This window comes from Vicinamibacterales bacterium (assembly GCA_036504215.1).
Classification (GTDB): domain Bacteria; phylum Acidobacteriota; class Vicinamibacteria; order Vicinamibacterales; family Fen-181; genus FEN-299.
In genome coordinates, this window is sequence record DASXVO010000054.1 from 31,446 (window position 1) to 57,907 (window position 26,462).

General features: G+C 66.9%; 19 protein-coding genes and 1 pseudogene. 7 read left to right on the plus strand and 13 right to left on the minus strand.

What is annotated here, in order from left to right:
• The first annotated feature begins 86 nt into the window (after nucleotides 1–86).
• A complete protein-coding gene (locus tag VGK32_15015) occupies nucleotides 87–1,484 on the plus strand; it encodes an FAD-binding oxidoreductase (GenBank protein ID HEY3383080.1) in 1,398 nt (465 codons plus the stop codon).
• On the opposite strand, the gene VGK32_15020 is transcribed toward VGK32_15015, so the two are convergent.
• Nucleotides 1,382–2,449, minus strand: coding sequence for a hypothetical protein (locus VGK32_15020; GenBank protein HEY3383081.1), 1,068 nt, complete (start codon nucleotides 2,447–2,449; stop codon nucleotides 1,382–1,384). The genes VGK32_15015 and VGK32_15020 overlap by 103 nt on opposite strands.
• A gap of 306 nt (nucleotides 2,450–2,755) precedes the next feature.
• Between VGK32_15020 and VGK32_15025 the strand changes: the two genes are divergently transcribed.
• Nucleotides 2,756–3,418, plus strand: coding sequence for a DUF2911 domain-containing protein (locus VGK32_15025; GenBank protein ID HEY3383082.1), 663 nt, complete (start codon nucleotides 2,756–2,758; stop codon nucleotides 3,416–3,418).
• A 30-nt stretch (nucleotides 3,419–3,448) separates the two neighbouring features.
• On the opposite strand, the gene VGK32_15030 is transcribed toward VGK32_15025, so the two are convergent.
• On the minus strand, nucleotides 3,449–5,974 hold the full coding sequence (locus VGK32_15030) for a hypothetical protein (GenBank protein HEY3383083.1): 2,526 nt from the start codon (nucleotides 5,972–5,974) through the stop codon (nucleotides 3,449–3,451).
• A gap of 475 nt (nucleotides 5,975–6,449) precedes the next feature.
• Here VGK32_15030 and VGK32_15035 point away from each other — a divergent pair, with 475 nt between their 5' ends.
• The gene (locus tag VGK32_15035; protein ID HEY3383084.1) at nucleotides 6,450–7,334 is read left to right on the plus strand and encodes a hypothetical protein; all 885 of its coding nucleotides are present in this window, start codon (nucleotides 6,450–6,452) and stop codon (nucleotides 7,332–7,334) included.
• A 284-nt stretch (nucleotides 7,335–7,618) separates the two neighbouring features.
• Here VGK32_15035 and VGK32_15040 read toward each other — a convergent pair whose 3' ends face one another.
• The gene (locus tag VGK32_15040) at nucleotides 7,619–7,816 is read right to left on the minus strand and encodes a hypothetical protein (protein ID HEY3383085.1); all 198 of its coding nucleotides are present in this window, start codon (nucleotides 7,814–7,816) and stop codon (nucleotides 7,619–7,621) included.
• A 59-nt stretch (nucleotides 7,817–7,875) separates the two neighbouring features.
• The gene (locus VGK32_15045; GenBank protein HEY3383086.1) at nucleotides 7,876–8,535 is read right to left on the minus strand and encodes a hypothetical protein; all 660 of its coding nucleotides are present in this window, start codon (nucleotides 8,533–8,535) and stop codon (nucleotides 7,876–7,878) included.
• Nucleotides 8,536–8,678: 143 nt separating this feature from the next.
• Between VGK32_15045 and VGK32_15050 the strand changes: the two genes are divergently transcribed.
• Entirely contained in the window at nucleotides 8,679–8,813 is a 135-nt protein-coding gene (locus VGK32_15050) for a hypothetical protein (GenBank protein ID HEY3383087.1), read from the plus strand.
• 23 nt (nucleotides 8,814–8,836) lie between these two features.
• On the opposite strand, the gene VGK32_15055 is transcribed toward VGK32_15050, so the two are convergent.
• The 3 genes from VGK32_15055 to VGK32_15065 form a co-directional block, all read right to left on the minus strand.
• On the minus strand, nucleotides 8,837–9,187 hold the full coding sequence (locus VGK32_15055; GenBank protein ID HEY3383088.1) for a helix-turn-helix domain-containing protein: 351 nt from the start codon (nucleotides 9,185–9,187) through the stop codon (nucleotides 8,837–8,839).
• A 226-nt stretch (nucleotides 9,188–9,413) separates the two neighbouring features.
• Complete coding sequence (locus VGK32_15060; protein HEY3383089.1) at nucleotides 9,414–11,885, minus strand: AAA family ATPase; 2,472 nt, start codon at nucleotides 11,883–11,885, stop codon at nucleotides 9,414–9,416.
• A gap of 451 nt (nucleotides 11,886–12,336) precedes the next feature.
• Nucleotides 12,337–13,368 carry a sigma 54-interacting transcriptional regulator gene (locus tag VGK32_15065; GenBank protein HEY3383090.1) on the minus strand — a complete coding sequence of 344 codons (1,032 nt, stop codon included), beginning with the start codon at nucleotides 13,366–13,368 and terminating at the stop codon, nucleotides 12,337–12,339.
• 109 nt (nucleotides 13,369–13,477) lie between these two features.
• Between VGK32_15065 and VGK32_15070 the strand changes: the two genes are divergently transcribed.
• From VGK32_15070 to VGK32_15080, 3 genes and pseudogenes are all read left to right on the plus strand, one after another.
• On the plus strand, nucleotides 13,478–13,795 hold the full coding sequence (locus VGK32_15070; GenBank protein ID HEY3383091.1) for a hypothetical protein: 318 nt from the start codon (nucleotides 13,478–13,480) through the stop codon (nucleotides 13,793–13,795).
• Between the two features lie 624 nt (nucleotides 13,796–14,419).
• Nucleotides 14,420–15,283 (plus strand): hypothetical protein, encoded by an 864-nt coding sequence (locus VGK32_15075; protein HEY3383092.1) that lies wholly within the window; start codon nucleotides 14,420–14,422, stop codon nucleotides 15,281–15,283.
• Nucleotides 15,284–15,676: 393 nt separating this feature from the next.
• A pseudogene (locus VGK32_15080) lies at nucleotides 15,677–15,895 on the plus strand (IS21 family transposase).
• Nucleotides 15,896–16,173: 278 nt separating this feature from the next.
• Here the strand turns inward: VGK32_15080 and VGK32_15085 are convergent.
• From VGK32_15085 to VGK32_15110, 6 genes are all read right to left on the minus strand, one after another.
• Nucleotides 16,174–18,720: a sigma factor-like helix-turn-helix DNA-binding protein gene (locus VGK32_15085; GenBank protein ID HEY3383093.1), complete on the minus strand. Its 2,547-nt coding sequence runs from the start codon at nucleotides 18,718–18,720 to the stop codon at nucleotides 16,174–16,176.
• A gap of 12 nt (nucleotides 18,721–18,732) precedes the next feature.
• Nucleotides 18,733–20,394, minus strand: coding sequence for an ATP-binding protein (locus tag VGK32_15090; protein HEY3383094.1), 1,662 nt, complete (start codon nucleotides 20,392–20,394; stop codon nucleotides 18,733–18,735).
• A gap of 4 nt (nucleotides 20,395–20,398) precedes the next feature.
• The gene (locus VGK32_15095; GenBank protein ID HEY3383095.1) at nucleotides 20,399–20,878 is read right to left on the minus strand and encodes a hypothetical protein; all 480 of its coding nucleotides are present in this window, start codon (nucleotides 20,876–20,878) and stop codon (nucleotides 20,399–20,401) included.
• Nucleotides 20,879–21,807: 929 nt separating this feature from the next.
• Entirely contained in the window at nucleotides 21,808–23,880 is a 2,073-nt protein-coding gene (locus VGK32_15100; protein HEY3383096.1) for a S8 family peptidase, read from the minus strand.
• Between the two features lie 92 nt (nucleotides 23,881–23,972).
• Nucleotides 23,973–24,227, minus strand: coding sequence for a helix-turn-helix domain-containing protein (locus tag VGK32_15105; GenBank protein ID HEY3383097.1), 255 nt, complete (start codon nucleotides 24,225–24,227; stop codon nucleotides 23,973–23,975).
• Between the two features lie 526 nt (nucleotides 24,228–24,753).
• Nucleotides 24,754–26,376 (minus strand): amidohydrolase family protein, encoded by a 1,623-nt coding sequence (locus VGK32_15110; GenBank protein ID HEY3383098.1) that lies wholly within the window; start codon nucleotides 26,374–26,376, stop codon nucleotides 24,754–24,756.
• Between the last annotated feature and the right edge of the window lie 86 nt (nucleotides 26,377–26,462).

Here is a 26,462-nt window from a genome sequence, read left to right on the forward strand (position 1 = left end):
CGCGTGCCGGGCCGGGCCGTGGATGCGTGTCGCTTCACGCAGGATGGAACTTCGCGATCCGGCTGCGGCCGGACGAGGGAGGCACAATGCTGGACCAGGCACAGGTCGACGACCTCAGATCGCACCTCCGGGGCGAGGTCATCGCCCGCGGCGAGGCGGGATACGACGCGGCGCGCCGCGTGTACAACGCCATGATCGACCGCTATCCCGCGGTCGTCGCACGGTGCGCGGATGTCGCGGACGTCAGAGAAGCCGTCCGCTTCGGCCGCGAGCACGACCTGCTCGTGGCCGTCAGGGGCGGCGGGCACAACGGCGGCGGCCTTGGCACGTGTGACGGCGGCATCGTCATCGACCTGTCACGGATGCGCGGCGTGCGGGTCGATCCCGAGGCCCGCACGGTCCGCGTGGACGGCGGCTGCACCTGGGGTGACGTGGACCACGCCACGCACGCCTTCGGGATGGCCGCTCCGGCCGGGATCATCTCCACCACCGGCGTGGCGGGCCTCACGCTCGGCGGCGGCATCGGCCACCTCACCAGGCGGTGCGGCCTCACCATCGACAACCTGCTCGAGGCCGACGTGGTGCTGGCCGACGGCCGCATCGTCACGGCGAGCGCCGCCAGGAACGACGATCTCTACTGGGCCATCCGCGGCGGGGGCGGCAACTTCGGCGTCGTGACGTCGTTCCTGTTCCGCCTGCACGAGGTCGCGATCGTCACGGCGGGCCCGATGGTCTGGCCGATGGAACAGGCCGCCGAAGTGATGCAGTTCTACCGCGAGTTCATCGTCAAGGCCCCGGAGGAACTGAACGGGTTCCTCGCCTTGATGACCGTCCCGCCCGCGCCGCCCTTCCCGGCCGAGCTGCACATGAAGAAGATGTGCGCCATCGTCTGGTGCCACTCCGGGCCCGCGGCGAAGGTGGAGGACGCGCTGCGTCCCGTCCGCGCGTTCTCGCGGCCGGCGTTCGAGTTCCTGGGGCAGATGCCGTACCCGAGGGTCCAGAGCATGTTCGACGGCCTGTATCCGCCGGGGCTCCAGTGGTACTGGAAGGCCGACTTCGTCACGACACTCGGCGACAAGGCGATTGCCGCGCACGTCGAGCACGGGGCCAACCTTCCGACGATGCACTCGACGATGCACCTGTATCCGATTGACGGGGCGGCGCACCGCGTGAGCCGCACGGCGACGCCGTTCGCCTACCGCGACGCGAACTGGGCGGAGGTGATCGTCGGCGTGGATCCGAGCCCGGCGAACCGCGATCGGATCGTGTCGTGGGCGAGGGCGTACTGGGACGCGACGCATCCGTTCGGCGCCGGGGGCGCGTACGTGAACTTCATGATGGAGGAGGACCAGGACCGGGTGCGCGCGTCGTATGGCGAGAACTACGACCGCCTGGTGCGGATCAAGGCGAAGTACGACCCGGCGAACTTCTTCAGGGTGAACCAGAACATCAGGCCGGCGGCCGCGCACGCGGCGGGGGCGTGAGCAGGGGAGCCCCGCGCGAGTACCTGGACCATCACCCGGCCGCGCTCCTTCACGCGCACCCTCGGCGCCTTCAGTGTGAGGAGCGGGGTAGTCCGGCACCAGCCGCTCGGCCAGCCTTGGCGGCCCGGTGCTACAATGCCTGCGATGCGCGCCTCGACCGCGTCGTCGCGGTCGCGGCGCTGCCGCCCTCGACCATCCTCATATCGGCGCCCTCCCCGCGCCGGCTCGCGACGCCGCCGGGCGCGGTGATGGGCACGGATCGTCACCGCATTCACCAACTGGGAGGCAATTCGATGGTCAGGAACATGGGACTCGCGGACCGCGTGATCCGAGTGCTGCTGGCGATCGTCGTCGCCATTCTCTACGTCACGGGCACGATCTCCGGCACCGCGGCGGCGATCCTCGGCCTCATCGCCGTGGTGTTCGTCGTGACCAGTGCGATGGGCTTCTGCCCGGCGTACCTCCCGTTCAAGATCACCACCGCCGGGAAGAAGTGACGGCGGCGCGACCGGCGCGAGCGGGCCCACCCCGTACGCCTTGACGCGCGCGGCGGCGACGCCGTGCTTGCCGGTGAACTCGGCCGAGACCTCGATCCAGAATTCCTTCCCGTCCCTCGTCAGGCGGAGCGTGGACTTGCCCTTCTCGCTGAGCACCACCGTGCCGCCCAGCTTGGTGACGGCCGCCTCGAAGTTGCGCTGGATCTGCAGCTCTCTCGGCGTGGAGTCACGCTTCGCCTGCGGATAGTAGTTGATCCGCCAGAAGCGCCTTTCCACCCGCTCGGTCTTGCCCTTTCCGACCGTGAAGGCAAAGGCGTCGAACTCCTTCTGGGCGCAACTGTGAATCCAGTAGCCCGGCATCCGGTTGAAGAGCGGGTGGCCCTTGCAGGCCGGATCGTCCTTCTGCTGTGCCGCCGCGAGGCCCGGGGCCAGGACGAAGACGCCCACGCCCACGCCCGATAGCGACATTCGGACGAATCTACGCGTGGTTCCCTTCCTGAGGATGCCGGGGGTCCGTTTCCGACTCGGCCCGGCGCGGCACACGCACCGCTCACGGCCGGGAGATGATGAGAGCAGGTTATGCCACTTCGGCCATCGTCCGCGGGCTGAGAACGGGGCGGCCGGCCCGAGCGGGGAGGCGCCTCCGACCGGGTCGATTCCTCCAGGATCTGGCACGACGCCGGCCGGGGCCGCTATGATGGACCCTGTCGTCACGTCAGCCACCCGGTTGCCGAGGCCCGGCCTTGGCGCCACGCTCAGGAAGAAGGAGTGCTCATGAAGAGGATCCTGTTCGCGACATCGGCGGCGCTCGCCCTCGCGGGGGCGGTTGCTCTCGCCCAGCAAGCCGCCGCACCCGCGCCCGCGCCGGCGCCCATGCCGGCCAGCCCCCGCGGCACGGCCGCCACGCAGGTCGGCGGCAAGTGGGTGGTCGAGAAGCCCGGCACCGAGCCGCGGTATCGCGAGGGCAAGTGGATCGTGGTGGACTACGGCCGGCCGATCCTGCGCGGCCGCGCGGACATCTTCGGCACGGCGGCCGACTACGGCAAGAAGGTGAATGCCGGCGCGCCGGTCTGGCGTGCGGGCGCGAACCAGACGACGCGCATCAAGACCGAGGTGCCGATCGTCCTTGCCGGCAAGACCGTGGCGGCGGGCGAGTACAGCCTGTTCGTCGAGTTGAAACCGGGCGCCTGGACGCTCGTCCTCTCGACGCAGGGATTCCAGCGGAAGTACGACCCCGCCAACAAGACCGAGACCTGGGGAGCGGAGAACTACGATCCCAAGTTCGACGTCGTCCGCGTGCCGATGAAGACGACGACCGGCGCGCAGAGCGTCGATCAGTTCACCATCGGCTTCACCGACATGACGCCGCAGGGCGGCACGCTGTCGATGTCGTGGGAGAAGACCGCGGCGGCCGTGGCGTTCACCGTCGGGTCGTAGGGGAGAGGGGCGCCGGGCCGATCCGCCCGGCTACCAGACTGCCAGCACCGCGGCCCGCAGCTCTGCGATGTCCACCGCGGTGACGACCGTGGCGCCGCCCGTCACGGCGGCGTGCGTGTAGGTCGGCGGCGGGTGACTCGCCGCCGAGTACACGGCGTTCAATGCCGTCCGCAATTCCGTCACGTGCGCCGCCTTGACCGCCGTGCCCCCCGCGACGAGCGCGGCATCGGTCCAGGCGAATGCGCCCAGCGGGGCCCGCGCTCGCAGCGCATCGATGGCCTGGCGCAGTTCGGCGATGTGCGCGCCCTTCACCGTCGTCGATCCCGCCGTCAGCGGATCGTCGGTGAACGTCGGGGCGCCCGGCGAGTTCGCGACGACGATGGTCACGGCCCTGGTGGCGCTCGAGTAGCTGGCCGTGTCGGTGGGCGTGAACATCGTCAGCAGCGTGTGCGTGCCCACCGTGAGCACCGTTCCCGCCGCCGGCGCGTACACGAACGTGCCGGCCACGGCGGATCCGCCGCTGCTCGCGGTCGCATTCAGTTGTGTCGCCGAGAGCGCCGTCCCGTAGACAATCGCCGAGGGCGGCGCCCAGGCGATCGTCGGCCTCGGGGGCAGGACCAGGGCGAACGCGCCGCTACCGGATGTTCCCGCATAGAGCGTGGTCGGCGTCGCCGGAGCGATCGCCAGGGCACGAACATCGGCATTGGTCAGGCCGGCGTTCGCCGCGCTCCAGGTTCCGCCGCCGTTCGTGCTCTTGAACACCCCGCCGTTGAAGGCCGCCGCAATGAGGGTGGTCGGCCCCAGCGGGTCGATCGCGAGGGCTCGAACGAAGAGATTGGTCAGGCCGGAGTTGACCGCGCTCCAGGCCCCGCCGCCGTTGGTGGTCTTGAACACGCCGCCATTGGTCCCCGCATAGACGGTGGCCGGCGTGACCGGGTCGATCGCCAGCGTGAAAATTGAGGTGTTGGTCATGCCCGTGCTGGCGGCGTTCCACGTTGCGCCGCCGTCCGTGCTCTTGACCAGGTTGCCGCTCGTCGCCACGTAGATCGTGGCCGGCGTGACCGGATCGATCGCGAGGGCGGACACCCAGAGGGTGGTCGGGCCGGTATTGAGAGCGCCCCAGTTCGCCCCGCCATTCGTGGTCTTGTACACGCCGCCGCTCGACGGGGCCGCATAGAGGGTGGCCGGCGTCGCCGGATCGATCGCCAGGTACTTGATCTGGGAATTGGGCAGGCCGGTTCTGGCGGCGCTCCACGTGGCCCCGCCGTCCGTGCTCTTGCGCACGCTGTCGAAGGTCGTCCCGACATAGAGGGTGGCCGGCGTCGCCGGGTCAATTGCCAGGGCGTTGACCGACTGACTGGCCGGGCCCGTGTTGAGCGCGCTCCAGTTCGCTCCGGCGTCCGCGCTCTTGAACACGGCGCCCCACCCCCCCGCCGGGTCCGTCCTCACCGCATACAGGAGGCCCGGCGTCGATGGATCGATCGACACACCCGACACCACGCTGGCGGTCAGGCCGGCGGTGACGGCGCTCCACGTCCCGCCGCCGTTCGTGCTCTTGAACACGCCGTCGTGGGCCGTCCCCGCATAGAGCGTGGTTGGCGTCGTCGGATCGATCGCCAGGGAGAGGACGTCGGTGTCGGTCAGGCCGGTGTTGACCGCGGTCCATGCTCCGCCGCCGTTCGTGCTCGTGAACACGCCGCGGTCGCGCGTTCCCGCGTAGAGCGTCGCCGGCGTCGTCGGATCGATCGCCAGGGTCTGAACGGCGTAGAACGGCGTCAGGCCGGTGCTGGCCGCGGCCCAGGTTCCCCCGGCGTTCGTGGTCTTGTACACCTGTCCGGCAGACGTCCCCGCATAGACCGTGGCCGGCGTGGCCGAGTCGATGGCCAGCGCCGAGACAGAGGTAGCGACCAGGCCAGTGCCGGCCGCGCTCCACGTTCCCCCACCGTTCGTGCTCGTGAACACGCCGCCGCCAAGCGTCGCCGCATAGAGCGTAGCCGGCGTCGCCGGGTCGATCGCCAGCGCGTAGGCGTAGGGATTCACTGGCAGGCCGGTGTTGATCGCGCCCCACTGCCCCCCGCCGTTCGTGCTCTTGTAGACACCGCCGCCTGTCGCCGCATAGACGGTGGTCGGGGTTGCCGGGTCAATCAACAGGATGCTGGCATCGGTCGTACTGGTGAGGCCGGTGTTGGCCGCGTTCCAGGCCCCGCCGCCGTTCGTGCTCTTGAACACGCCGCCGCCCAGCGTGCCGGCATAGATCGTGGCCGGCGTCGCCGGGTCGATCGCCAGGGCGGCTACCGAGAGCTTGGTGAGGCCGGTGTTGACCGCGCTCCAGGTCGCGCCGCCGTTCGTGCTCTTGAACACGCCGCCGGCAAGCGTTCCCGCATAGAGCGTGGTCGGCGTGGCCGGGTCGATGGCGAGGGCATAGATGCGTCCGCCTTGGGGCCCGACGCTGGTCCACTCACCGGCCCCGGCGGCCGCGACCCGCGACTGGCCGGAGACACCGAGGAGCAGAAGGACGAGGAGAACGGCGGCCTGGCGTGTGGGGATGTGCTGCATGGTGGGTCTTGGCTGAGAAAGGCGCTTATCTTACCATCTGGGGGCTTCGAGCGCCGCCGCCCGGGACCGACCTTCGTCATGCTGACCTGGACATGGACGCGACATCGCTCCTCGTCGAGATCGGACGGCCGTTGCTGGAGGTCGGGTTGAACGCCGTCCTGATTGGCAACGCGGGCGCCGCGCAACCTGGCGAAGCTGAGCGCGCATGCGCGGGTTCGACGAGACGATCCGCCGATGGCAGGCCCTGCCGCCGGAGCGGCGGACGAACGTCCTCCGGAATCGCGTGGGCTTCCGCGGCGCGGTCCGGACCCGCGAAACCCCGCCTTCGTCCCGCTTTGTCCCGGCCCCGTCCCATCCCAGTTGCGTCCGGGCGGCGGGAAGGGCACGCTTCCAGCAGAACAGGCCACCTGCCGCGACGTCCGGGCGTCACCGCGAATCGACGCACGAGGACGTTCCCGCACGCGAGGAACATCGAATGAAGAAGTCGGCGCTGCTCTTCCTGATCCTGCTGGCCGTGGCTTCGAACGGCCGATCTCAAACCACGCCCGAGGCGGGGCCCTACCTGGGCCAACGGCCTCCCGGGACCACGCCGGCCGTGTTCGCCCCGGGGATCATCTCCAGGGGAAACATCCACAGCCGCCTGGAAATCTCCCCCGACCTCCGGGAGATGTTCTGGAATACCGTCGACATGAAGGCGTTTTCAACGCACATCCTGTCGGTCAGGAAGGTCGACGGGAGATGGTCGGACCCGCAGCCGCCGCCCTTTGCCAGGGACGGGGACACGCAGGGGGCCGTGTTCTCGCCCGACGGGAAGAGGCTGTACTTCCGTCGCAATACCGGTGACGGCTGGGTTGCCCGGTACGTCGAGAGAACGGAGGCGGGATGGAGCGCCCCCCGCGATGACGGCCCCATGGCGAACGGGAGTTCTTCGTTCACCACGTCGGGCCGGGCCTACTTCTCCGCGGCGATGGACACGAAGATCTGGAACACCGGAATCTTCGAGGCGCGGTACTCGGCCGGCGGCTACTCGGACGTCACGCCGTTGGACGGCGCGATCAACGTTCCGAAGGCCATCGACTACACGCCCTACGTGTCGCCGGATGGTTCCTTCCTGCTGTTCGCCTCGAACCGTCCGCTCGTCAGCGACAAGGAAGTTCTGCACATCCACGTCAGCTTCAAGCGGAGTGACGGCACGTGGTCGGCTCCCCGGAGGGTCAGTGAGATCCAGGCGAGGTTTCCCTCGCTGTCGCCGGACGGCCAGTACCTGTTCTTCTGCGGAGACGATGGGAACATCTATTGGGTGGACAGGGGGATCCTCGACCCGATCAAGGCCGCGTCTGTGAGTCCCGTCGTCAAGTAGCGGGGGAGGGGCGTCCCCGCGCGGCCGAACCCCTCCCGTGCGACCGGCGCCGGTGCGACCGGTCCAGAAACCTCTCCCAGTCCAGAACTCTCTCCTGGAGAGATTGTCCGCGTTGTCCGCGGTCTGATGACCGCGGGCGTCCTGTCGCACGGTTCTCGTGCGAAACCGCCAGGCGTGTCCGTCGGATCCGGCGAAGGCTCGGCACGTTCGCCGACCCCCACGCTCTGCCATTCCGCGGTGAGCGTGAAGACTGGAGGTGTCGAATGCGGAAATCCCGCGCGATGTTACTGGCGGCCGTCGCTCTCGACGGGCCTGGTGTTCCGGTATCGGTTCCAGGAGAAAGACGACGCCATCGGCGTGGGTGTCGGGGTGCACTTCGTCTTCGTGCCGAAGGGGACGAGCGACGCGAGCCGTGCGGCGCCAGCCCTGACGATCCACGTCGGCAAGGCGGCCATGCACGTGTTTGCCGGGATCGTGATCATGCCGACCGACGACGCCATCCTGCCGAACAACGCGGAGCGCGTGGTGGCACCCGCGTCGTTCAGCCCGGCGTCGTCTCCGAGGTTCTCAGCCCTCGCGTGGCGTTGCAGGAGGTTACGGCGCGACAGGAGATCGCGCGCCTGCAGAAGGAGGACTCGGGATTCACCGTGCTCACCCAGGACGTGCTCGCGCGCAAGTTCTCTCCGCTGACGGGCGCCAACGACATCGGCGGCTGGGAGAGGTCTCTCGGTTGTGGTTCCTCAGCCGGACCGGCCAATTCGGCAAGGACACCTTCGTTGAGAACCATGTCGACGATCAGGGCCGTATTGGTCTGGCCAAGAGCTGGAGCAGTTGCATGAAGAAGAGGATCAGGAGAGCCGTGTAAAACTGCGCGGCACCCTGCGTGGTCGCGGCGGCGACGTGCGGCGGCACCGTGGTCGCCTATCTCGGGTGTGTCGGGCTCGCCTGTGGCGGCTGCCTGGTATTCAATTTCGCAGGAGATTGTCTGCACTTTCAGTTTGATCTCGCCGGTGGACAAGTCGACCACTGAATCGGCCCGGCTGTGTCCCCATGCCGTGTCTTGGACATAGGAATCCGTGAGCGCCCACGTCCCCCACTGTGGGGTGCCGGCGGCGTTGGTGACGTAGAAGAGTGGCCCGGCGGTTCCGGCGCGGGCGGCGAACAGGCACATGCACACAGACAGCCAAAATCGTGGTGTCACAGGTCCCTCCTTCCGGCTGGCACGCAGCCGGCGCCGCGCTGGCTGCAAATCACGGCCCAACTCGGCAATGTTGGGATCAACCGTTCGCCCGCTGTCGTTGCCGGCTCCGCCCGGTCATTGGGCCCAGGCGTCAGGTCGGCCTCATGTCCGCGTCGACGGCCAGGGGCGGGTCATCGGACGCCACCTGCCTTGTCGCGGGGTCGGGCAGGGCGAACAACATCCCGGGCGCGGCCGAGGGCATCACCGAACCGCGCGTGACCATCGCGGCGGTCGCGTGATGGCGCGTTGTGGCGGCGCCGTGTCAGCCGGCGTCGGGCTGGGAGCGACTTGTCTCCAGGAGTCCGAGCCTCTCGCGTTTGAGGTAGAGGCCCTTGCGCGACAGGCCCAGGAGTTTCGCGGCTTCGTCCATCCGGTTGCCGGAGACCGAGAGCGCGTTTGTGACGTGGGCGCGCGAGAAATCGATGTACAGCGCGGCGGCCAGGCGCAGGTACGCGGCGAGCAGTCGGAGCTTGTCGTCCACGCCGGCCATCGTCGTGCGCTCCGGGTAGGTGGTGATGTCCTCCTGGCGGCGGCGGAGGCGGCAGAGCGCGGCGAGGAAGCAGCGACCGAGCGGCGGGCCGGCACCCTCGGGTGTGGTCACGCCGGCGTTCATGCGCACGTGCGATGACCTGCGCGGGGCGGGGTGGCCAGCGGCTGTTCCATTGCCGTGATCCAACGGAGGCTGCCGCACGAGCGAGTGGCGGCGCCTGCGAGCGGCGCCAGCAACCGAGCCGATCGTGAGCTTCCCCAATTGATGGGCCGTTCTTGGATCGACCGCCAGCGGTGGAGAGCGGCCCTCCGGAAGGCGAGGTTCCGCGAGAGACCGGTCGTTGCCATCCTCAAGGGTGCGGCGTGCGCTCGATGACGACGAAACGGCGCTTCTCGCCCTTCTTCCGTCGCTCCTCCGGATCCAGCCACTCGAGCGGAACGAGCACGTGGCGCCTGAGCTCCGCAGATTCCTCGAACCGCGGGACGTTCGAGACGAGGATGCAATCGCCGCGCACTTCCTCGAAACGGGCCGCCAGGATCTCCATGCTGCGGAACCCGTTCACCGGCACCATGTCGTGGAACAGCTGGAGGACGGCCCGCTGAATCGTGCGGATCGGCCGGTCCGGCCGGTCGAGCAGGGAGAGCATCGAATACACCTGCTCGGTCCTGAGCGGCGCGTCCGCCTTCTCGAGCCGCTCCAGAATCCCCGGCCTGCCGATCAGTCTGTACGCGGCAAGGTCCTCGCCGAAATCGGCCTTGCCGAGCTCCTCCGCGATCGCGTCACGCGAAGGCCCGCCGGAGAGCTCCGTGAGATCGAGAATCGGGCCGTTCAGCCGGGATACGAAGTCGGAGCCCTTCGTCGTCGGCTTGTCCCCGCCCACCATGTCCTTCAGGCTGCTGGTGGAGGCAAAGACCCAGGCGCAGCGCTTGAGGCGATGTGAGTGCCCGTCCTTCATGAAGTGGCCGTCCCAGAGGGGACCGAGAAACAGCGGTATGGCGTCGAATCCCTGGATGGGCGCGTTGATTTCGTCGACGAATACCAGCGTCCGCCTCTCCGTTCGGCTCAGGATGGCTGCGATCGCCGTCAGGCAGTCGATCACCTCTTCGCTGCTCGCCATCTGGGCCATCGAGAACTCGACGAACTCCATGCCGAAACGATCGGCCAGGCACTTGGCGAGGAACGTCTTGCCCCAGCCGGGAGCGCCGGTCACCAGACAGCTCAACGGCCGGGCCGGATCCGGGTCGCGCTTGAACGTGCCCACGGACCAGACCAGCCTGTTGATCGCCGTGCGCTTGGGGCTGCCGACGCAGATGTACTTCTTGAGGCTCCCTTCCGCGCGCCAGAGCTGGAGCTTATTATTGCGGACGGTACCGATCCCCGACGAGGAGGCAATCCAGGCCCGCCACAGGTCGTCGTAATTCTTGGGAGGCGGCGGCGCAGGGAGTGGGTGGTTCCCCGGAAGCGAGACGTTGGACAGAATCATGCCGTGCGGCCTGCGGCCGCTGCCACTGGACGCCTCGGTCCATTCGTAGGCTACCGCGAGCGCCCGCTGACACTGCAGGCCAAACGCGTCGGGACCCGACTGGAGCCGCTGCGCCACGAGGCTGGCAAACAGGACCGACGTCCTGCCGGTGTTGGCTCGCTGCTTCGCCCGGTCCAAATCCACCAGGTGACAGCGGTGCTTCGCGCGTCCTTGCGCCCGTCGGCGCCGCATGTGAGCAGAAGGGTTTCCGTCGCCAACAAGCTCCAGGGCAAACAGCTTGTTGTCGTCGCAGAGCACGACCGCGTGCTTCGGGGCGGGAAGGCATGCCTGTGGTCCAGCAGTTGTCGGGTTGGCCGCGGGACCCTCCGGGGAATCCTCCCTGTACCAGAAGGTCCGAGTGAGCTCACCCAGGAGTTCCAGGCCCGCCCGGCCGAGATTCGGGCCGTGCCACCATTCCCGGCCGGGCTTCAAGTGGTCGGCCAGCTTGAAATCGATCACGACGAGTTCCAGGTCCAGATCCTGCGGCAAGGCCTTCATCCAGGCTGGGTCTTCCATCTTGCTCCGGATGAACCAGCGCGCCTTCGGTGCGCCGTCGAGCTCGAGGATCGCGCGAATGGTCTCCTTCCGCATGACGCCCTTGCCGTGGTCCACGATCACGACGGCCGCGATCGTCTTCCCCTTCGTCTTCTCCGTCAGACTCCCGTAGCCGAATTTGCCCGACTGCGACAGATCGCTTTCCCAGTCGATTCGATAGAGCACCCGGCCCGGGTCGGTATCCGAATCGGACTCGCACCGGATGATCCGGTTGGTCGGGACGGTGTCACTCGACGCCAGGTTGGCGAGCGTATCCCCGAACGTCCACTCGCAGTCATCCGTCGTCGCGTCTTGCTGGGAGCACAGCCCGCGGCCTCGCCCCGGCGCCGGAGCGAGGCCGCGGAGGTTCAGGTGCGATAGTCGTGAGTAGGACCGCTCCGCGGGGCAGAGCGCGCACGGAAATACCTCCTCGTCGGCGGGGTTCCACGCGCCGACGCCAAAGCATGTGTGGCCTGGCACGTTTCTGAGCGCTCTGTAGACGATCGACGCTCCGCAGGGCGACGTCTGGCGCACCAGGGGCCGGTCGTGACGGACCTCGTAGTGGTGCTCGCCCGGCTGCGAGCTGTGGTGGAGGTTCAGCGGGCTGAGCGTCCAGGTCTCGTCGATGAACCAATCGCCGACCACCAGGATGGCGGTATGCGGCGTCTGGGTTTCCGGTGCGGCCGCGTCCGGCATGTGCAGTTCTCCCTGGTCGAGGGGTGCGGCCTCGACGCCCCCCTCGGGGGAACGTCGACGGACCGGCATCGGGTTCACTGGACGATGACCTCAACGGGCCGTGTTCGCAGGATGTCTTGTGGCGAGTCGAATAGAGCGGCACACCGCCGCAAACTCGCGAACGGGGTTCGAGGGCTCGAGGTGTCCAGCTGATTATCTTCGCGCGGACGCCCCTGTCAAGGAACGAGAGGCGGAACGAGGGGCGTGCGCCCGGTCTTCCCAGGCCTGCCACGCGAGGCCCAGGCGCAGGCCCTTCAGGTGCAGCCACATGTGTGAGAAACCGAGGAGCCCAGTCGGAGTGGTTCTGGCAGCCGCGCCGCCGACGTACTTCGATCGTTGCCGGCGGCGGGTCGGCAGGTAGGGGGGACGACCCGTCCTGGACGAGGAGGGCGAGTCGAACTGCAACGCGGAGATGCGGCAAGGCGGAATGGCGGGCTTGTCCCGCCGAAGCGGCGCTAATTCACATCGCCGCGAAGGCGGATCAGCGTGCGTCGGGTTCGGCTCGACTGGCTTCCAGCAGGCCCAGCCTCTCGCGTTTGAGGTAGAGGCCCTTGCGCGACAGGCCCAGCATCTTCGCGGCATCGTCGATCCGGTTGCCGGAGGCGGAGAGCGCGTGGGTGATGTGGGCGCGCTCGACGAGGTCGATGACCGCCGCATGGGGCTGGTCGAGGCGGACGACGAGTTCGGCCGGGGTGAGCGCGCGTTTCGCGGCGGCGACGACCGGGCGCGGGCCGGCGGTGATGGCCGGGTCGAGGTGTTCGGGCAGGAGCAGCGTGTCGGGGTCGGCGAGCGCGGCGAGGCGGCGCATCTCGTTGGCGACCTGGCGCACGTTGCCGGGCCAGGAGTAGAGGAGGAGGCACTCGACCGTCTCCTGGGCGAGGCGGAGGCTGCCCTTGCCGAAGTCGGCGGCCGCCTGACGGAGGAAGTGCTCGGCGAGCTGGGGGATTTCCTCGCGGCGCTCGCGGAGCGGCGGGATGTGGAAGGTCATGACGTTGAGGCGGTAGAAGAGATCCTCCCTGAAGCCGCCCGACGCGACGAGCTGCGAGAGGTCGCGGTTGGTGGAGGCGATCACGCGAACATCCACGTGCTGCGGTCGGGCATCGCCGATCGGCTGGATCTCGCCCGACTCGAGGAAGCGGAGGAGTTTCGGCTGGACGTCGAGGCCGAGTTCGCCGATCTCGTCGAGGAACAGCGTGCCGCCAGCGGCCGCGCGGATGACGCCGGGAAAATCGGACACTGCGCCGGTGAAGGCTCCGCGACGGTAGCCAAAGAGTCGGCTATCGATCATTTCGCGCGGAATCGCCGTGCAGTTGAATGGCGGGCGACAGTAGCTCGCGCCCTGTCCAAACTCGCCAGATTCGTTAGCAGAGGTGGCTAAACCGGCCACATTTGGCACGCTGGACTGGACACGAGCCGGCACGCTCCGCCGACGCGGTTCCGCACCCTTCCCGGTCCTCTTCCACACCGAGAGCCACAAATCCAGCCACAACGACGGGACTGGGTGGGCGACCACGGTGTGTTGACCCGAATCCTCAGCCGAAATAATGTTAGTGTCGCCTTCTGCCGAGAAGCCCGATCCTATGTCGCCAAAGAGTCGCCGCAGGCCACGCCCCAAGACCAAGATGACGAAGAAGCGTCAGGCTGCGCCGCGACTTGCCCTCGATTACTACACCGTCGTCTTCCATGGCCTCTTCACTGAACTCGAACTGAGCGGGTACGAGTACGGATCGCCCCCCGCGGTCCGCTCCAGCTACTGGTTGGTCGTTCCGCCCGGCCACTACGGCACCACCGCAGGACTGGATCTCGTTCAGGGATATGCCGTCCGCGTTGAGGAAGAGCTGAAGGCCATGGTTGCGCCGCAGAGCCTTGCGTATTGGCTGCACGTGTACCGACGACTCGCTCCGCGCTTGCCCGGCCAGTCCCCGGCTACCGTCATGTGAGTTCGCCGCACACTTGAGGCCGCGTTTCGAAAGTACGCTCAGCTGTCGCCCTGCAGTCGGATCGCCGTTTCGACGGAGGTACCACTCGAAGCGGTGTTGCGAGGCCGTATTCGGCAGTCCCGGTACGCTACACCGATAGCGAGGGCGTTACGGCGCAGGCAGCTCGTCCTCACAGACTTCGGACGAGCCGAACTCCAAGAAGCCCTGGAGGCAGAGAAACTAGCGTTTGAAATCTGGCGGTGCGGTGCAACCCTGCGGGCGATAGGAAAAGGCACGGGGCTTGTTGTCACGGGTGATGCTCTCGCGTTTCACGACGGTCGCGACGACCAACTTAATCGTCTACTCGAGTCCCACGACAGTCGTGCAGGGGGAATGGAGGCGTCGGCGACTGGGACAGTAATAGCCAACGACCAACCTCGCGGGTTTCTGCTCGTCCCCTCATACAACGTCCGCGAGGTACCCAGTGACCAGTATTTTCGGCTCGCCCGGGCATTCGCAGGACCGCTTCGCATGGCTGACGGGGGGACTTTCAACTTTCTGTGGACTCCGTTCGATGTTCGTGCTTTCGCCCGTGCGCACGCCCCATATTCGCAGGGCTTCCAAGAGGCGCACGGCGTTCCGCTCATGGCTGCGTTGGCCGTCATTGCAGCCCTGCTCCTTCGAGTCATGTACCTATGGCGCGAGGGCCAGGAACGTGTCATTCGCTATATTCAAAGGGCATACGAGGGACCATATACGTGGGAGTACATCGTTGAGGAAACGAGCACATTCTTGCAGAGTGGGCTCAAGTGGCTGAACGTTACCGGAGTCGAGAAGACGGACGTTGAGAGGACCCTGCGACTGCTAACCCTTCCGCCGGATCGTACCCCTATTGACCTCCTCCTTGGCGGTCCGCCGGCCCTGATACTTCCCGTCGCGGAGAATCGGTTCTTTCTTGACTACGCCTGGTTGTACGAGACGTTCTACACCATGTTCTACGGCATTACGCTGACGAACGAGAACTTCAAGGGAGATGCGCTTGAAGAGGCTGTCCGGAGAGAGGGCGCACCACTGACGCACAAGCGTTTGAAAGCCGTAGACGGGCAGCAACGTCAGATCGACGCGGCTTTCGCGGTGGGCGGCACACTGGTAATCGCCGAGTGCCGAGCTTTCGGGCGCTCGCTGGCAGTGGATCGAGGCGACCCGAAAGCAATCAGATACAGAACGACGAGAGTCGATGCGGCGCTCAGCGCCGTGGATGAAAAGGCGAGATGGCTCCGCGAACGGCCCATCGGCCGGAACTATGACATCTCGCGCTTCGACCGGATCGTCCCGATGGCTGTTACGCCCTTCGTCGAGTTCATTCCCAGCCTGGATCGATGGTACTGGCTCGCCCCGGAACTGCCTCGCGTACTTACTCCTGCCGAGCTGGCAGAGGCTCTCGACGAAGGAACACTCGGAGAAAGAATCTGGAACGCCGTCGAGCGAGGTACAATCCACCAATCCTGAATGTTGCCCGCGATCTTGGGCACCAGGTTACGGTCATCATGGGCGAGGAGACGACAGTAGGGAAGTAGCCGCGGGCGACAAGGCAACGTGCAGTCGCCAGGCGACGAAGATCGTAGGGCTCGGAATCTAGGGCCTGCACCTACAATGCGCACCACGTACTGAACGGAGGGGCTCGCGCCGTAGGCGCTCCCCCGTGTACCTCGGCTGCTCAGGCACAGTATTTCCAGCAGGTACACGCAATCCACCAGTACCCTTTCCCTTACCTCTCATTGCAGGTTTCAGCCTGGGCACACAGCCAGAACCGGCCACTGATGGACACCTCAAAACCGGCCACCACACATCGACGACCGAGACGTTGACGGCGGCGGGGGAGCGCGTGTTCCCTACGTGGCGATGAGTAACGTATCGGACCGCGAGAAACGACACCAAGTGCTGGCGCCAGGGCGATTGGACTGGCCGCTTCGGCGAATTGAGGAAACCACGGGGCTTCGACGCGAGACGGTGAGCCTGTATCTGGAGGCGGCCGCCGTTGCGGTGCAGGAGCGCGGGAGCCGACCACGCGCGGGGCCGCCGCCAACACCGGCCACCACGCCGGAGGTGTCCACCGACCCGGACAAGGCGAGAGCGGCCACCGTGCGCGAGGAGGTGTTCGCGGACTCCGGGCGCACGACGCCGGCCGTCGGCGCGGTGCCACCCGAGTCGATGGGCGTTCTTGCGGGGTGTTCGTTGCGATCCTCCGGCCCTGCCACGGTGAACCTTCACTGACCTCGTAGGGTATCGTGCGAGCCTACTGACCCGCGCAACGGCCGGAGCCTCGCCAACAGCAGGCTTTTCGAGCGAGAGCGTAGTTCCGCCGGCCAGGGGTTTCGGGGACGCGAGTCTTCGAAGGGCTACAGCGTGTCTCCGCCAGGGACCGGAGCCGAGGCACTCAAGAGCCCTTCTCCCCCGTCCGGACCTTCGGTCGCCAGAGATGCCTGTGCCTCTGACTTCTGCAGGTCGAACTCGAGCGTGAGCGTGTCCCCGGCCTCGGCCCCCACTCTCCGAAACAGGGGGCCGAGGCCCCATCCTTGGGCGCCACGGCAGCGTAGGGTGCCGACTGGATTCCCGAGGCGAGTTAGGCGAAAGTCGCGCTCGAGAGATCGCGCGAAGGACGCGGGGATCCCCACAATCCCGTTCGACACGGAGGCTTCAGAGAGGCGATATACCAGCCGTACGCCATTTGCGGTCCAGCCAGAATCCAACACGTACCGGGATTTCCGAGTGTTCCGACGTAGCTGAACTGACTCAACCGCGCCTGGTGGAATGGGAACTCCTCGAAGTCCATAAACCTGCGGGGCGTACCGAACTACGACGGGAGAGTACGTCAGCGCCGCCTGCAGACTCGGGCGGCCGAAACCGTTGCTGATCCACGCGCGCTCGAGTTGTGCGTGCTCCATTACCGATCCATTGTCGAGAAGCACGCGCCACAGATTCCTTTCTGTGGGGGACAGGAGGGGATGCAACACGGCCCCTTCCCGCCCCGCCACAACCTCTGCCTCGATTTTGAGACATGGATCAAGGCTGCACAGCTTGAGTAGGATCGCCTTCGGCGGCACGGCTGTCCTGAGGCGGTAGTCTCTAGCCACACCGCCACGGAGCTCGGACAACCGCACGCGTCCCGCCACGGCTACGACCTTGTGCACCCGCCGGAGAACTGGGTTTCCATCGATCTCCCGTTTGCAGAACCAGCGATGATCATTGTCCAGCCAGAGCAAATCAGACCTCGTGCGGAGAAACCGGGAAACGCCTTCAGGGTGCGGTGGCTCAGGGAGTTGCGATCGCAAGGCGTCGTACACGTCCTCCACACAGGCGGTCCCGTACTTGCGGGCGAGGCGGGAAGCCTCCCGAGACACCTCGCGTACGGATCCCTCGCCAGCCTTCGTCGAAACGAAGCATCCTGACGGAACGTCGAACCGAATCACAGCCGACCGACCGAGGGCCTCCGCCAGTTCTCCGAGGAACTGAAGCTCGGAATCGAATGGGATCAGCGCTTCGCCCGCTAGGGCGCTGGCCAACGTCGACGCGGTCGTCGGCGCCATGCCCTGCGCGGTCTCGAGAGCACGGGCTGCGACTGGTGCAAAGAGCCGCCCTCCCGCTCCGAGGCGCCCTCTCGCTCTGCTGGCAACCTGACGGACTCGCTCTCTACTGATGCCGTACTCATCGGCGACCTGCTGCAATGTCGTCCCGCCACGCCCGTCCCATCCCCAGAACCGCAGGATGATCTTGCCGTGAGTCGCTGTGGAGAACGACATGACGATGGCCTCGAGCTCGGAGAGCAGAGGCAGCCTTCGGGCGCCTTCAACTACCGATCGAAGGCCGCTCAACGCCTTCAGCCTTCCTTCGTATCCAGCCTCCATCACCAGTGTTGAGGGATCGAGCGCCAGCAACATCGACGTGTCCGAACATCCGGGTGCGGCCGCGCGCAAGTATGAACCGAAGCGGGGATCTCTCGCGCGGATCACCTCTGGCCCGAGCACCTGCTCGAGCCTCATGAACTCGACTGCCACGTCGAGGCTCCTCCGTTTCGCGCGCCGGTCGGCCTCCGCATCGACAGTGAGGCCGACGTGCCCCTGAGGGAGTCGTTCCTCGGTCGAGTTGTGGAGCGGTTCACTCCCACCTGCGAGGCAAGACCGGCCGGTCGCCGTCTCCAGCGCCGCCAATAGATTGCGCAGCGACGTTCTGCCGAAGTTCTTCGTTCCCATCAGGTCGTTGAGGGACATTCCATTCAGCGCCGCCGGCTGAGACATCCTACGACCCATGACCAGTGCATTGTCGATTCGGACGCTGATGTCGAGATCTTCCCACTGAAGCCGCTCGGGAATTCCCCATAGTCGGCCGTCACGCAACGGCAAGCGTGTTCGCAGGTGGTCTTCTGTGCCTGGGCCGGCACTGGTTTGAGGTGTGTCGGTCGTCTGTGCCTCTCCGCCCACCGGAGCCCCGTTATGTTGTTCCCGTGCCACGACGCTCACAAGCCCGGTGGCGTCTTCGAGGGCCGTCAGAAGGTCGACGAGGGACTTCGGCCCGAAGGCCCACGTGTCCATTAGTTCGGTCAGCCGCCAACCGCAAAGACACGTTGGCCGTGCCAGGTTTCGACGTGATGTGAGCGCGTTGTACGCCCGGACGCCCAGGTCGAGGTCGTCCCATTCCAGCCAGTCTGGAAGTTCGACAATCCGCAGGCTCCCAACTACCCCGATCCTACGGTTTACGGCTGCGACGACCTCACGCGCGGCGCGTCGGCAGACCGCAGTACCGAGCGTGTCCCAAACCGATCCGTCAAGGTCCTTCAGCAGCAGAGAGGGACCGGCTGTGCCTAACACTGCCGCCGGAACAGGCTCGGTCAGGTACTCCGCGAGCGAGCCTGGCGCGATCCGCCTCCCGGGCCGGGGGTACCTTGCCATTGACATCAGTCACTACATGACGGGGAGAATCGCGTCCCTGAACGAGACAACCGCCCTTCGGCTTAGCCGGTCGATTGTGTCTCTGACGTGGAATAGCGCCTCGCTAGGCTCGACAAGTTCGTCACTCGCCGCTAATAACTGGGCCAACGCCACGGCGTATTCCGTCAGCGCGACTTCGATCGCCAGATGCCGAAAGGAAGTCTGTTCGGCCGTCCCGCTGCCTTTGGCCGCAGCGATCTGAGGATGGTCCAGGTTCACGACGATAGTCCGCTCCGCCTCGACGTACTTCGCCCGCCGCTCGCTCTTGCCCACCGCGTCGAACCTGACTCTGATTCCTCCGCCCGTCCCTCTCCCGCGGGTCCGCACGGCCGGATCCCCCCTGAGGCTTCCGGCAGGGTCGCGCTCCAAGACCGAGCCTAGGGTACGGGGCGATCCGCCCTGTCCACCACGTCCGCGGTCAACGCCGGGAGAGCCCTCGATGCTGACCTCTGTGCCAAATGTCAATTCTCCGGGTGTCAGGAACTCATCTGCACCACCGGGCGCGGCACCGTCCGGTCCCGGCGCCGGTGAGGAGCGGCCGCGGGCGGCTGCCACCTGACGCCGGAACTCCCGGAAGTCTTCATTGAGGAGGTCCGCGATCTCGTCAGCTTGCCGGGCCAGTCTCTTTGCTTCTTCGGTAGCTTGTCGGTCCCTGTCCGCTCGCACGAGCTGCCGTCGAACGCCCTCGATACAGGGGCCAATGAAGGAGTACAGAGCGCGGACGACGCGATTCTCCGGGTTCAAATGCATGGACCGACTCATGTCGAACGCTGGCGGAAGCGCCGAGTCGGACTCGAGTCGCGGAACGTCGATCTCACCGAAGATGTACTGTGCGCACTCTTTCCCTTCGGCTCCGGCGAGCGTGTTCTCGTGCCAGTTCCCGTTCGAGTACACGGCAACGCCGCGCGATTCCTCCTCCAACGGGGCCCGTGCAACCCGCACTCGAAGCTCGACATCGCCCAGCAGTCCTGCAACCGCGGGCTCGGGACGGAAAGAGTGTTCCGAATTTACCTCCGGCTCGATCACCTCGCATGCCCGATTGTTCACGAACACCCGCGCCCCGCGGTCCCGCCAGCGCGCGAGGTGTTGTTCTACGTATCGGACCACCTTCGCCTGGTCGAGGCGGCTTAGGCGAAGGCCTTCCACGATTACTTCCGTGCCGTTGGGCTCGCCGGTCTCCACTTCCTTTTCGACCGTCTGCACCGGGATTGGATCCCCGGAGGCCATCGTCTCGACGTCGCAGCGTCGGAGCACGACCTCCGATCGTCGGCCGCATCTTACGGTTCTCACCCTCAGCGTCTCGCCAATGCCAAACGCCGCCGACTTGCCCGTTCCGAACATTCCGCGGCCTGGTCGGCCCTGCCGACGGTCCTGGTTCTCACCGTGCATCACGAAGAAGTGCTGAAGACCCAGCCAATCCATACCCCGCCCGTTATCTAAGACACGGATCGTCCTTCGTCGGTCCTCGAGTTGCACCCTCACCTCGGGGATCTTCCCGGGATCCACGTACTGCAAGCCGTTGGATACGTACTCCCAGATGACCAGCGCTTCGCTCCGAAAGAACGCCGCGCTCTGGAGAAGATCGCGGCCGACGTGGCTGACGACAAACAGCTCCGGCGTATCCCCTGCAGCCATGACTCTACCTCCCTCTCAGCGCCCGGACCTGCTCGGCGGCCTCGGTGAGCAGCGCCACGAGCCCACGATCGTCGGCAACAGCGTTCAGAACGCGGGCGATCCGCCGCTCTCGAACACACCCAACGATGTACTCGTCCACCCGGAAGAGCGATTCGAGATCTCGGGCCGAGAGTACGTTCGGTCCGCTCCGCCGCAGTATCTCCAGAGCGGGATGCCCGAAGAGCCAAGCACGTTCCCCTCGCTCCCGCTTGGTCGCGAGCGTGCCTACCCGACTGGTGGCGTTAGGTGGCGAGTCGTCGGAGGCGAGCTGGGCGGCTCGGGCCCTCCCCCGCTGCGTAAGCATCCAACCTGTGTGGCCTGACCCGATGACGTTTCCTCCATTCGCCGGCTTCTTTGCGTCCGACAGCGAGACCCGGACGAGTTCGAGGTTGATCTGATCGGGGTACCTCCGCCACGCGAACCGTCCAGGGGCAAGCTCGCTCACCCGCTTCGCTACATCCTCAGTGTCAATCCTCACTCCCGCGCCACCGAGCGCGTACAGAGCCAGCGTGACGAGGTCAACGCCAGACGGCCGTCGAGTCGTACTCCCAATGGAACGGTTCCGACCGGGAGAGAAAGCGTCTGCGTCGTCCGGTTGAGCGGTGCATGGGTTGGACGCCGGCGAAGCGGTGAAGCGCGTTCGGCTTCGCACACGTTCAACCGACGGTGGGCGAGGATCGGGTCCGAGTTGCATCACGGTAATGGCTCTCTTGGATTCGGTGCCCGCGCCTTCACGCCGCAGTCCCTTCCTTCTAGCCATGCTGGGCCACCTCGTGCCGCTCGGAATGAACCGGCCGCCGAGATTGTATCCGACGTTGGCCCAACCAGACAGTGCCACGGCCGGAGGGGTGTGCATGACCTCCCGAGTGCGGTGTCTCCGCCACGGTGATTCCGCCGCCGCCACTGGTTGAAGCAAATGGAACGACCGGGATACGGAGCTGGTACTAGGAGGGGATCGCGGTCAATTCAAGCCGTACGCGACTTGTGCACCTACCGATGGACAGTCGCCCATAGTGACTCGGCGGTAGCGTGTCCGATCCCGCGTGAAATCGGGAGGTTCTCACCGAGCCTCCAACTCGACGATGACGATCGCAGAGAGTCGGGGTGACACCCGGCCGCGCGCAGAGGGCTAACCCGCACGCCGTCCAATTCACCGCGGGAAGCTACGGCGGCTCGGCTCGACAAATTGTCAACTGCGCGTTCAACGCGGGACGAGGGGGGGAAATGGCTGGCCGACAACTCGATGCCGCCAAGCCTGAGGATTTGCTGACTCGGCGGCACCGCCGTCGTTGCATGTGCCAGAAAGCAGCAACGGCCGTTCGCTCAAGCCGAACGGCCGCTGGTTGGGATCCGATTTGCATCACTGTCTGGCGACTACTCTCCCCAGATGATTCGACTACCCCAAACGATGCGGTCGGCCGTGGTGGCACGGCCGCTACCCCACACGATGCGGCTGCCCCATACGATTCTGTCGGCGGACGGTGAGTCCGAACTGCCCCAAACGATCCGGCTACCCCAGACGATCCGGTTGCCCCACACGATCCTGTCCGGCGCGACGACGTCTCCGTTGCCCCACACGATCCGGTCGGCGTCCACCGGGTCGGTGTTCCCCCAGACGATCCGGTTGCCCCACACAATTCGGTTCCCCCAGACAATGCGGTTGCCCCACACGATCCGGTTCGCGTCCACCGCGTCGGACCCCCACACGATGTGGTTGCCCCAGACGATCCGATTGCCCCACACGATCCGGTCGCCCCAGATCTGCTCGTTCCCCCACACGATCCGGCTGCCCCACACAATGTGGTTCCCCCACACGATCCGATCGCCCCACACGATCCGGTTCCCCCACACAATGCGGTCGGCCTCCACGATCCGGTTGCCCCACACAATCCGGTTCCCCCACACGATCCGGTCCGGCGACACGTCGTTCCCCCACACGATCTGATTGCCCCACACGATGTGGTTCCCCCAGACGATGTGGTTCCCCCACACAATCCGGTTGCCCCACACGATGCGGTTCCCCCACACGGTCCGCGACGCCGTCGTCACGTCGTCCTCGCGCCAGAACGTCAGGCCGCTCGGCGACACGGTCTCGCCGGCAATCACCACGTCGTCGTTCGCCTTCGGACCGCCGATCGCGATGTTGAGGGACGTCAGCACGTTCAAACTCCCCGCCCCGCAACTCGCAATCCCCTCGGCCGGCAGGAAACTCGCCCCCATCTGCAGCGCCACCTTCACCTTCACCGGATCGAGCTGCGGGTTCGCCTCGAGAAGAAGCGCCGCCGCCCCGGACACCACGGCGGTGGACATGCTGGTGCCGCTCATCTGCATGTAACGCTGGTCGCCCACCACGCCCGCGTCGAGGTCGGGATACTGGCCGATGATGCTCGTCCCGGGCGCCTCGAGCGACACGATCCGGTTGCCCGGCGCCACCAGGTCGGGCTTCATCACGTAGTCGAACATCGTCGGCCCGCGCGAACTGTAGGTGGTCATCACGTCGTCGGACCGGACGGGCGTCTGCTTCGTGTTGAGCGCCCCCACGGTAATCGCATACGGCGAGTTGCCGGGCGAGTCGATCGCCCCGAACACCATCCGCCCGTCGTCGGTCTTGCCGACATTCCCCGCCGCCGCGACGACGACCAGGCCGTGCGAGACGGCGCGCGCGACGGCCTGGCAGAGCGGGTCGTCCTCGGACGATTCCATCACGGGGTGGCCGAGCGACAGGTTGAGGATGCGGATGTTGAACTGCCGGCGGTGCGCGACGGCCCAGTCGATGGCTTCGATGACGTCGCTGACGGTGCCGGCCCCCTCGGCGTCGAGAACGCGCAGGTTCAAGAGGCTGACACCGGGCGCGACACCGCTGTACTCGCCCTGCTGCGGCTGCGCGGCGATGATGCCGGCGACGTGCGTGCCGTGGCCGAACTCGTCAACGGCCCCGCCGCGGCGGGTGGTGAAGTCCACGCTCGCGACAATCTTCTGCGCCAGCGCCGGGACGCGCGCGATGCCCGAGTCGATGACGGCAATGGTCACGCCCTGGCCGGTGTAGCCGCGAAGGCCCCCGAGCCCCGCCCACACCTGGTCGGCGGCAATCGCCTGGGCGGTGACGGCCATGTTGGTGTGGACCTTGACGTCGCCCGACACGTGGTCGATCTCCGCGTCGGCGGCCAGCGCGTCGAGCTGGTCGGGGCTGACGCGAAGGACGCCGCCCTGCTCGAGCCACCGGGTGGCGGCGGCGCCGTGACGGGCCGCGAGCGCCTCGATCGACTCGCGGTTGCCGGTGACAATGACGTCAATCGACGGCGCGGTGCGGTCGGCGAGGTGCTGGACGAGGTCGCGCGACAACCGGGCGCGGTGGCCGGGGCCGTCGGCATAAAGGCCGGTCGCGCCGAGCGCGAGGGCGACGACGACCAGGACCAGCGTCTTCAGGATGGGGAGGCGACGGAACATGCTGTCCTCCAAAACCGCACGGGCGGGACGCCCATGCCACTCTTCAACATCGCAAACCGCACGGGCGGGACGCCCATGCCACTCTTCGTTCACTACTGCAACCGCGCCATGATCTCGGCCGGCACCGGTTCGCCGCTGGCGCGCGACTGGTTCTCGAGAAATTCGCGAATCGACGAGAGGTACACACGCTGCGACCCGCACCGCGTGCGAATCGTCTGCAGCCGGCCGTCGCGAATCCAGTAATACAACGTCCGCTTCGACACGCCCATCAGGTCGACGGCCTGATCGAGCAGCACCGTGCGGCCGGGATTCGGTCCGGACGTGGAACGCGAGGACGGGCTGAACATCTGATCCACGCGGGTCCCCCTCGGTCTTCTGAAAGGCACGGGCCGTGCCAGTTGGGCTGGTTGCGGCTGAATGCGCTCAAGTTGTTGAAGGGTAACGACTTCTGTCAAGTGAACCGGGGCAGTCTGGAAGACCCGGTTCTGGGGGGTACGGCCAACGGGCTGGCCACTCGGGGTTGGCGGCGGGGCGCGGGACGGGGTGGCAGGAATTGCCACGCCGTTGCACAGGAAATCGCGTCGGAAAGTGCGAAGCCGGGTTGAGGGGGCGACCGGCCAGTTTATTGGCCGGTAGGGCCATGCGTTGGCTGACGCGAGGCGCTGCGCCCGGGAGCGGGCGCTGCGGGAAAATTCAGAGAGATCTGCGGCAGAATGCGAGGAAGAACTGAAAGACGTCGGCGGGGAAGGGGCCTATTGTCCTATGCGGACCCGGTTGCTGCCACGTGCCGAGCCAGCACGTCCTCCTCCATCTTTTGGCAGCTCCAGTCACCGGGTCTCTCTCCCCACCCGCCCGAGACGGTGACGCACGCGTTCATTTCGCCGGCAGGAGCGATCCGCGCGCGATCGGTTCGCCGTTCAGGAAGATCGTCTCGATCGCGTCGTACGCGGCCATGGTCTTCAGCGGATCGGCGCCGAGCAGCAGGAGGTCGGCGCGCTTGCCAATCTCGATCGAGCCGAGACTGGCCGAGAGGCCGAAGGCTGCCGCATTGTCGATCGTCGCGGCGCGCACGATCCGCGCGAGCGGCACGCCCGCCTCGAACCACCGCTGCAGTTCCAGCCGCCCGTTGAGGCCAGGCGGGTTGCCGATCCCTTCGTTCGACGGCGTGTCGGTGCCGAACAGAATCGCGACGTGCTCGGCCAGCATCATCCGAAGCGTCGCGGTGGCGCGAGCCGGCGCGACCGCCATGGCCGTCGCGGCGTCGGGCGCCCCGGGGCCGAGAAGACCCGCAACCGCGCGCCGGTATTCGCCGGCAATCGCACGCCGCGCCGCCAGCGACTCCTCGCCGTGAAGGTAGGCGACGAGCGCGCGCGGCAGCGCCTCGGCGAGCCGGGGATCGTCGAGCAGCGACCAGTCGAAGACCGACTGGTCGCCGTAGACGGCCTGCAAGGTCGGCTGGACGCGAATCCCGGCGCGGGCGGCTGCCTTGATGGCGGCGCGGGCTTCAGCCGGAGGCGTCGGGTCGAGCGAGTTGCCGGGCCAATGCCAGAGGCCGTGCGCGATCACGTCGGCGTGCGCGTTCATCGCGGCGCGCCAGCCTTCGACGCCGTTCGCGTGGACGACGAAGACCAGCCCCCGGCGCCTGGTCTCTTCGCGCAGCGCCTCGAGCGTCTCGGGGCGGGGAACCGGCCAATGGAAGGCGCCGCCAAATCCCGGCTCGACGAACGTCTTCACGCAGATGCCGCCCGACTCGACCACGCGATCGACGGCGCGCGCGGGAGTGTAGTTGCGCGGGTCGAGCGTGGCCGGCCACCGATCGGCCTGCGCCGGTTCGTACACGAGATTCGCGAGGTCCGCCGCCGCCGGGTCCCCGGGCACCTGCTGCGCGCCGTATCCGCCGGCGACGCGCACGCCGCGCCCGGCATGGTAGAGCGTGGGGTGGAGCGGCGCCGAATCGAACCACGTGCGGGCCTGGGGCTTCAGGTCCAGATCCACCAGCGTCGTGAAGCCGAAGGCGAGATAGGCGCGCGGAAGCTGCGCGCAATAGGCCGCGAGCAGCTCCGGGTGGGAGCCGATCGCGGCGTCGTCGATCGGGCCCTGGTTGCCGACGTGTACGTGCGAGTCGATCAGGCCCGGGATGAGGAATCGGCCGCGACCGTCGATCTTCCTGGCGTGCGGGCCGACGACGAGCCCGGTGCCGATCTGCGCAATCCGGCCGTGGCGAACGACCACGTCGGCATGGAGCAGCGGGGCCTGCCGCTCGGGAGAGACGAGCGTGACGTCCGCGATCACCACTCCGTCATCCACGACCTTGGGCGCGCAGGCGCCAGCGCCTGCCGCAAGCGAGAGCGCGACGGCGATCGAGAGCACCACGTTCGACGAGGTCGCCGTGATGGCGCTCTCCTTCAACGACGCGTCACGCCCGCGCGGGCCGCTCACCGGCGTCGAGCTTGCCGCAAGACCTTCAGGGCATTCGAGAGATCGAATTGTCTGCATGTTCACGTTCGAGTGTCGGGGCTGGGCGGTTCTCAACCGACGGTCAGCGACCACATGGGAGTACACGGACGGCCGGCGTAGAAGGT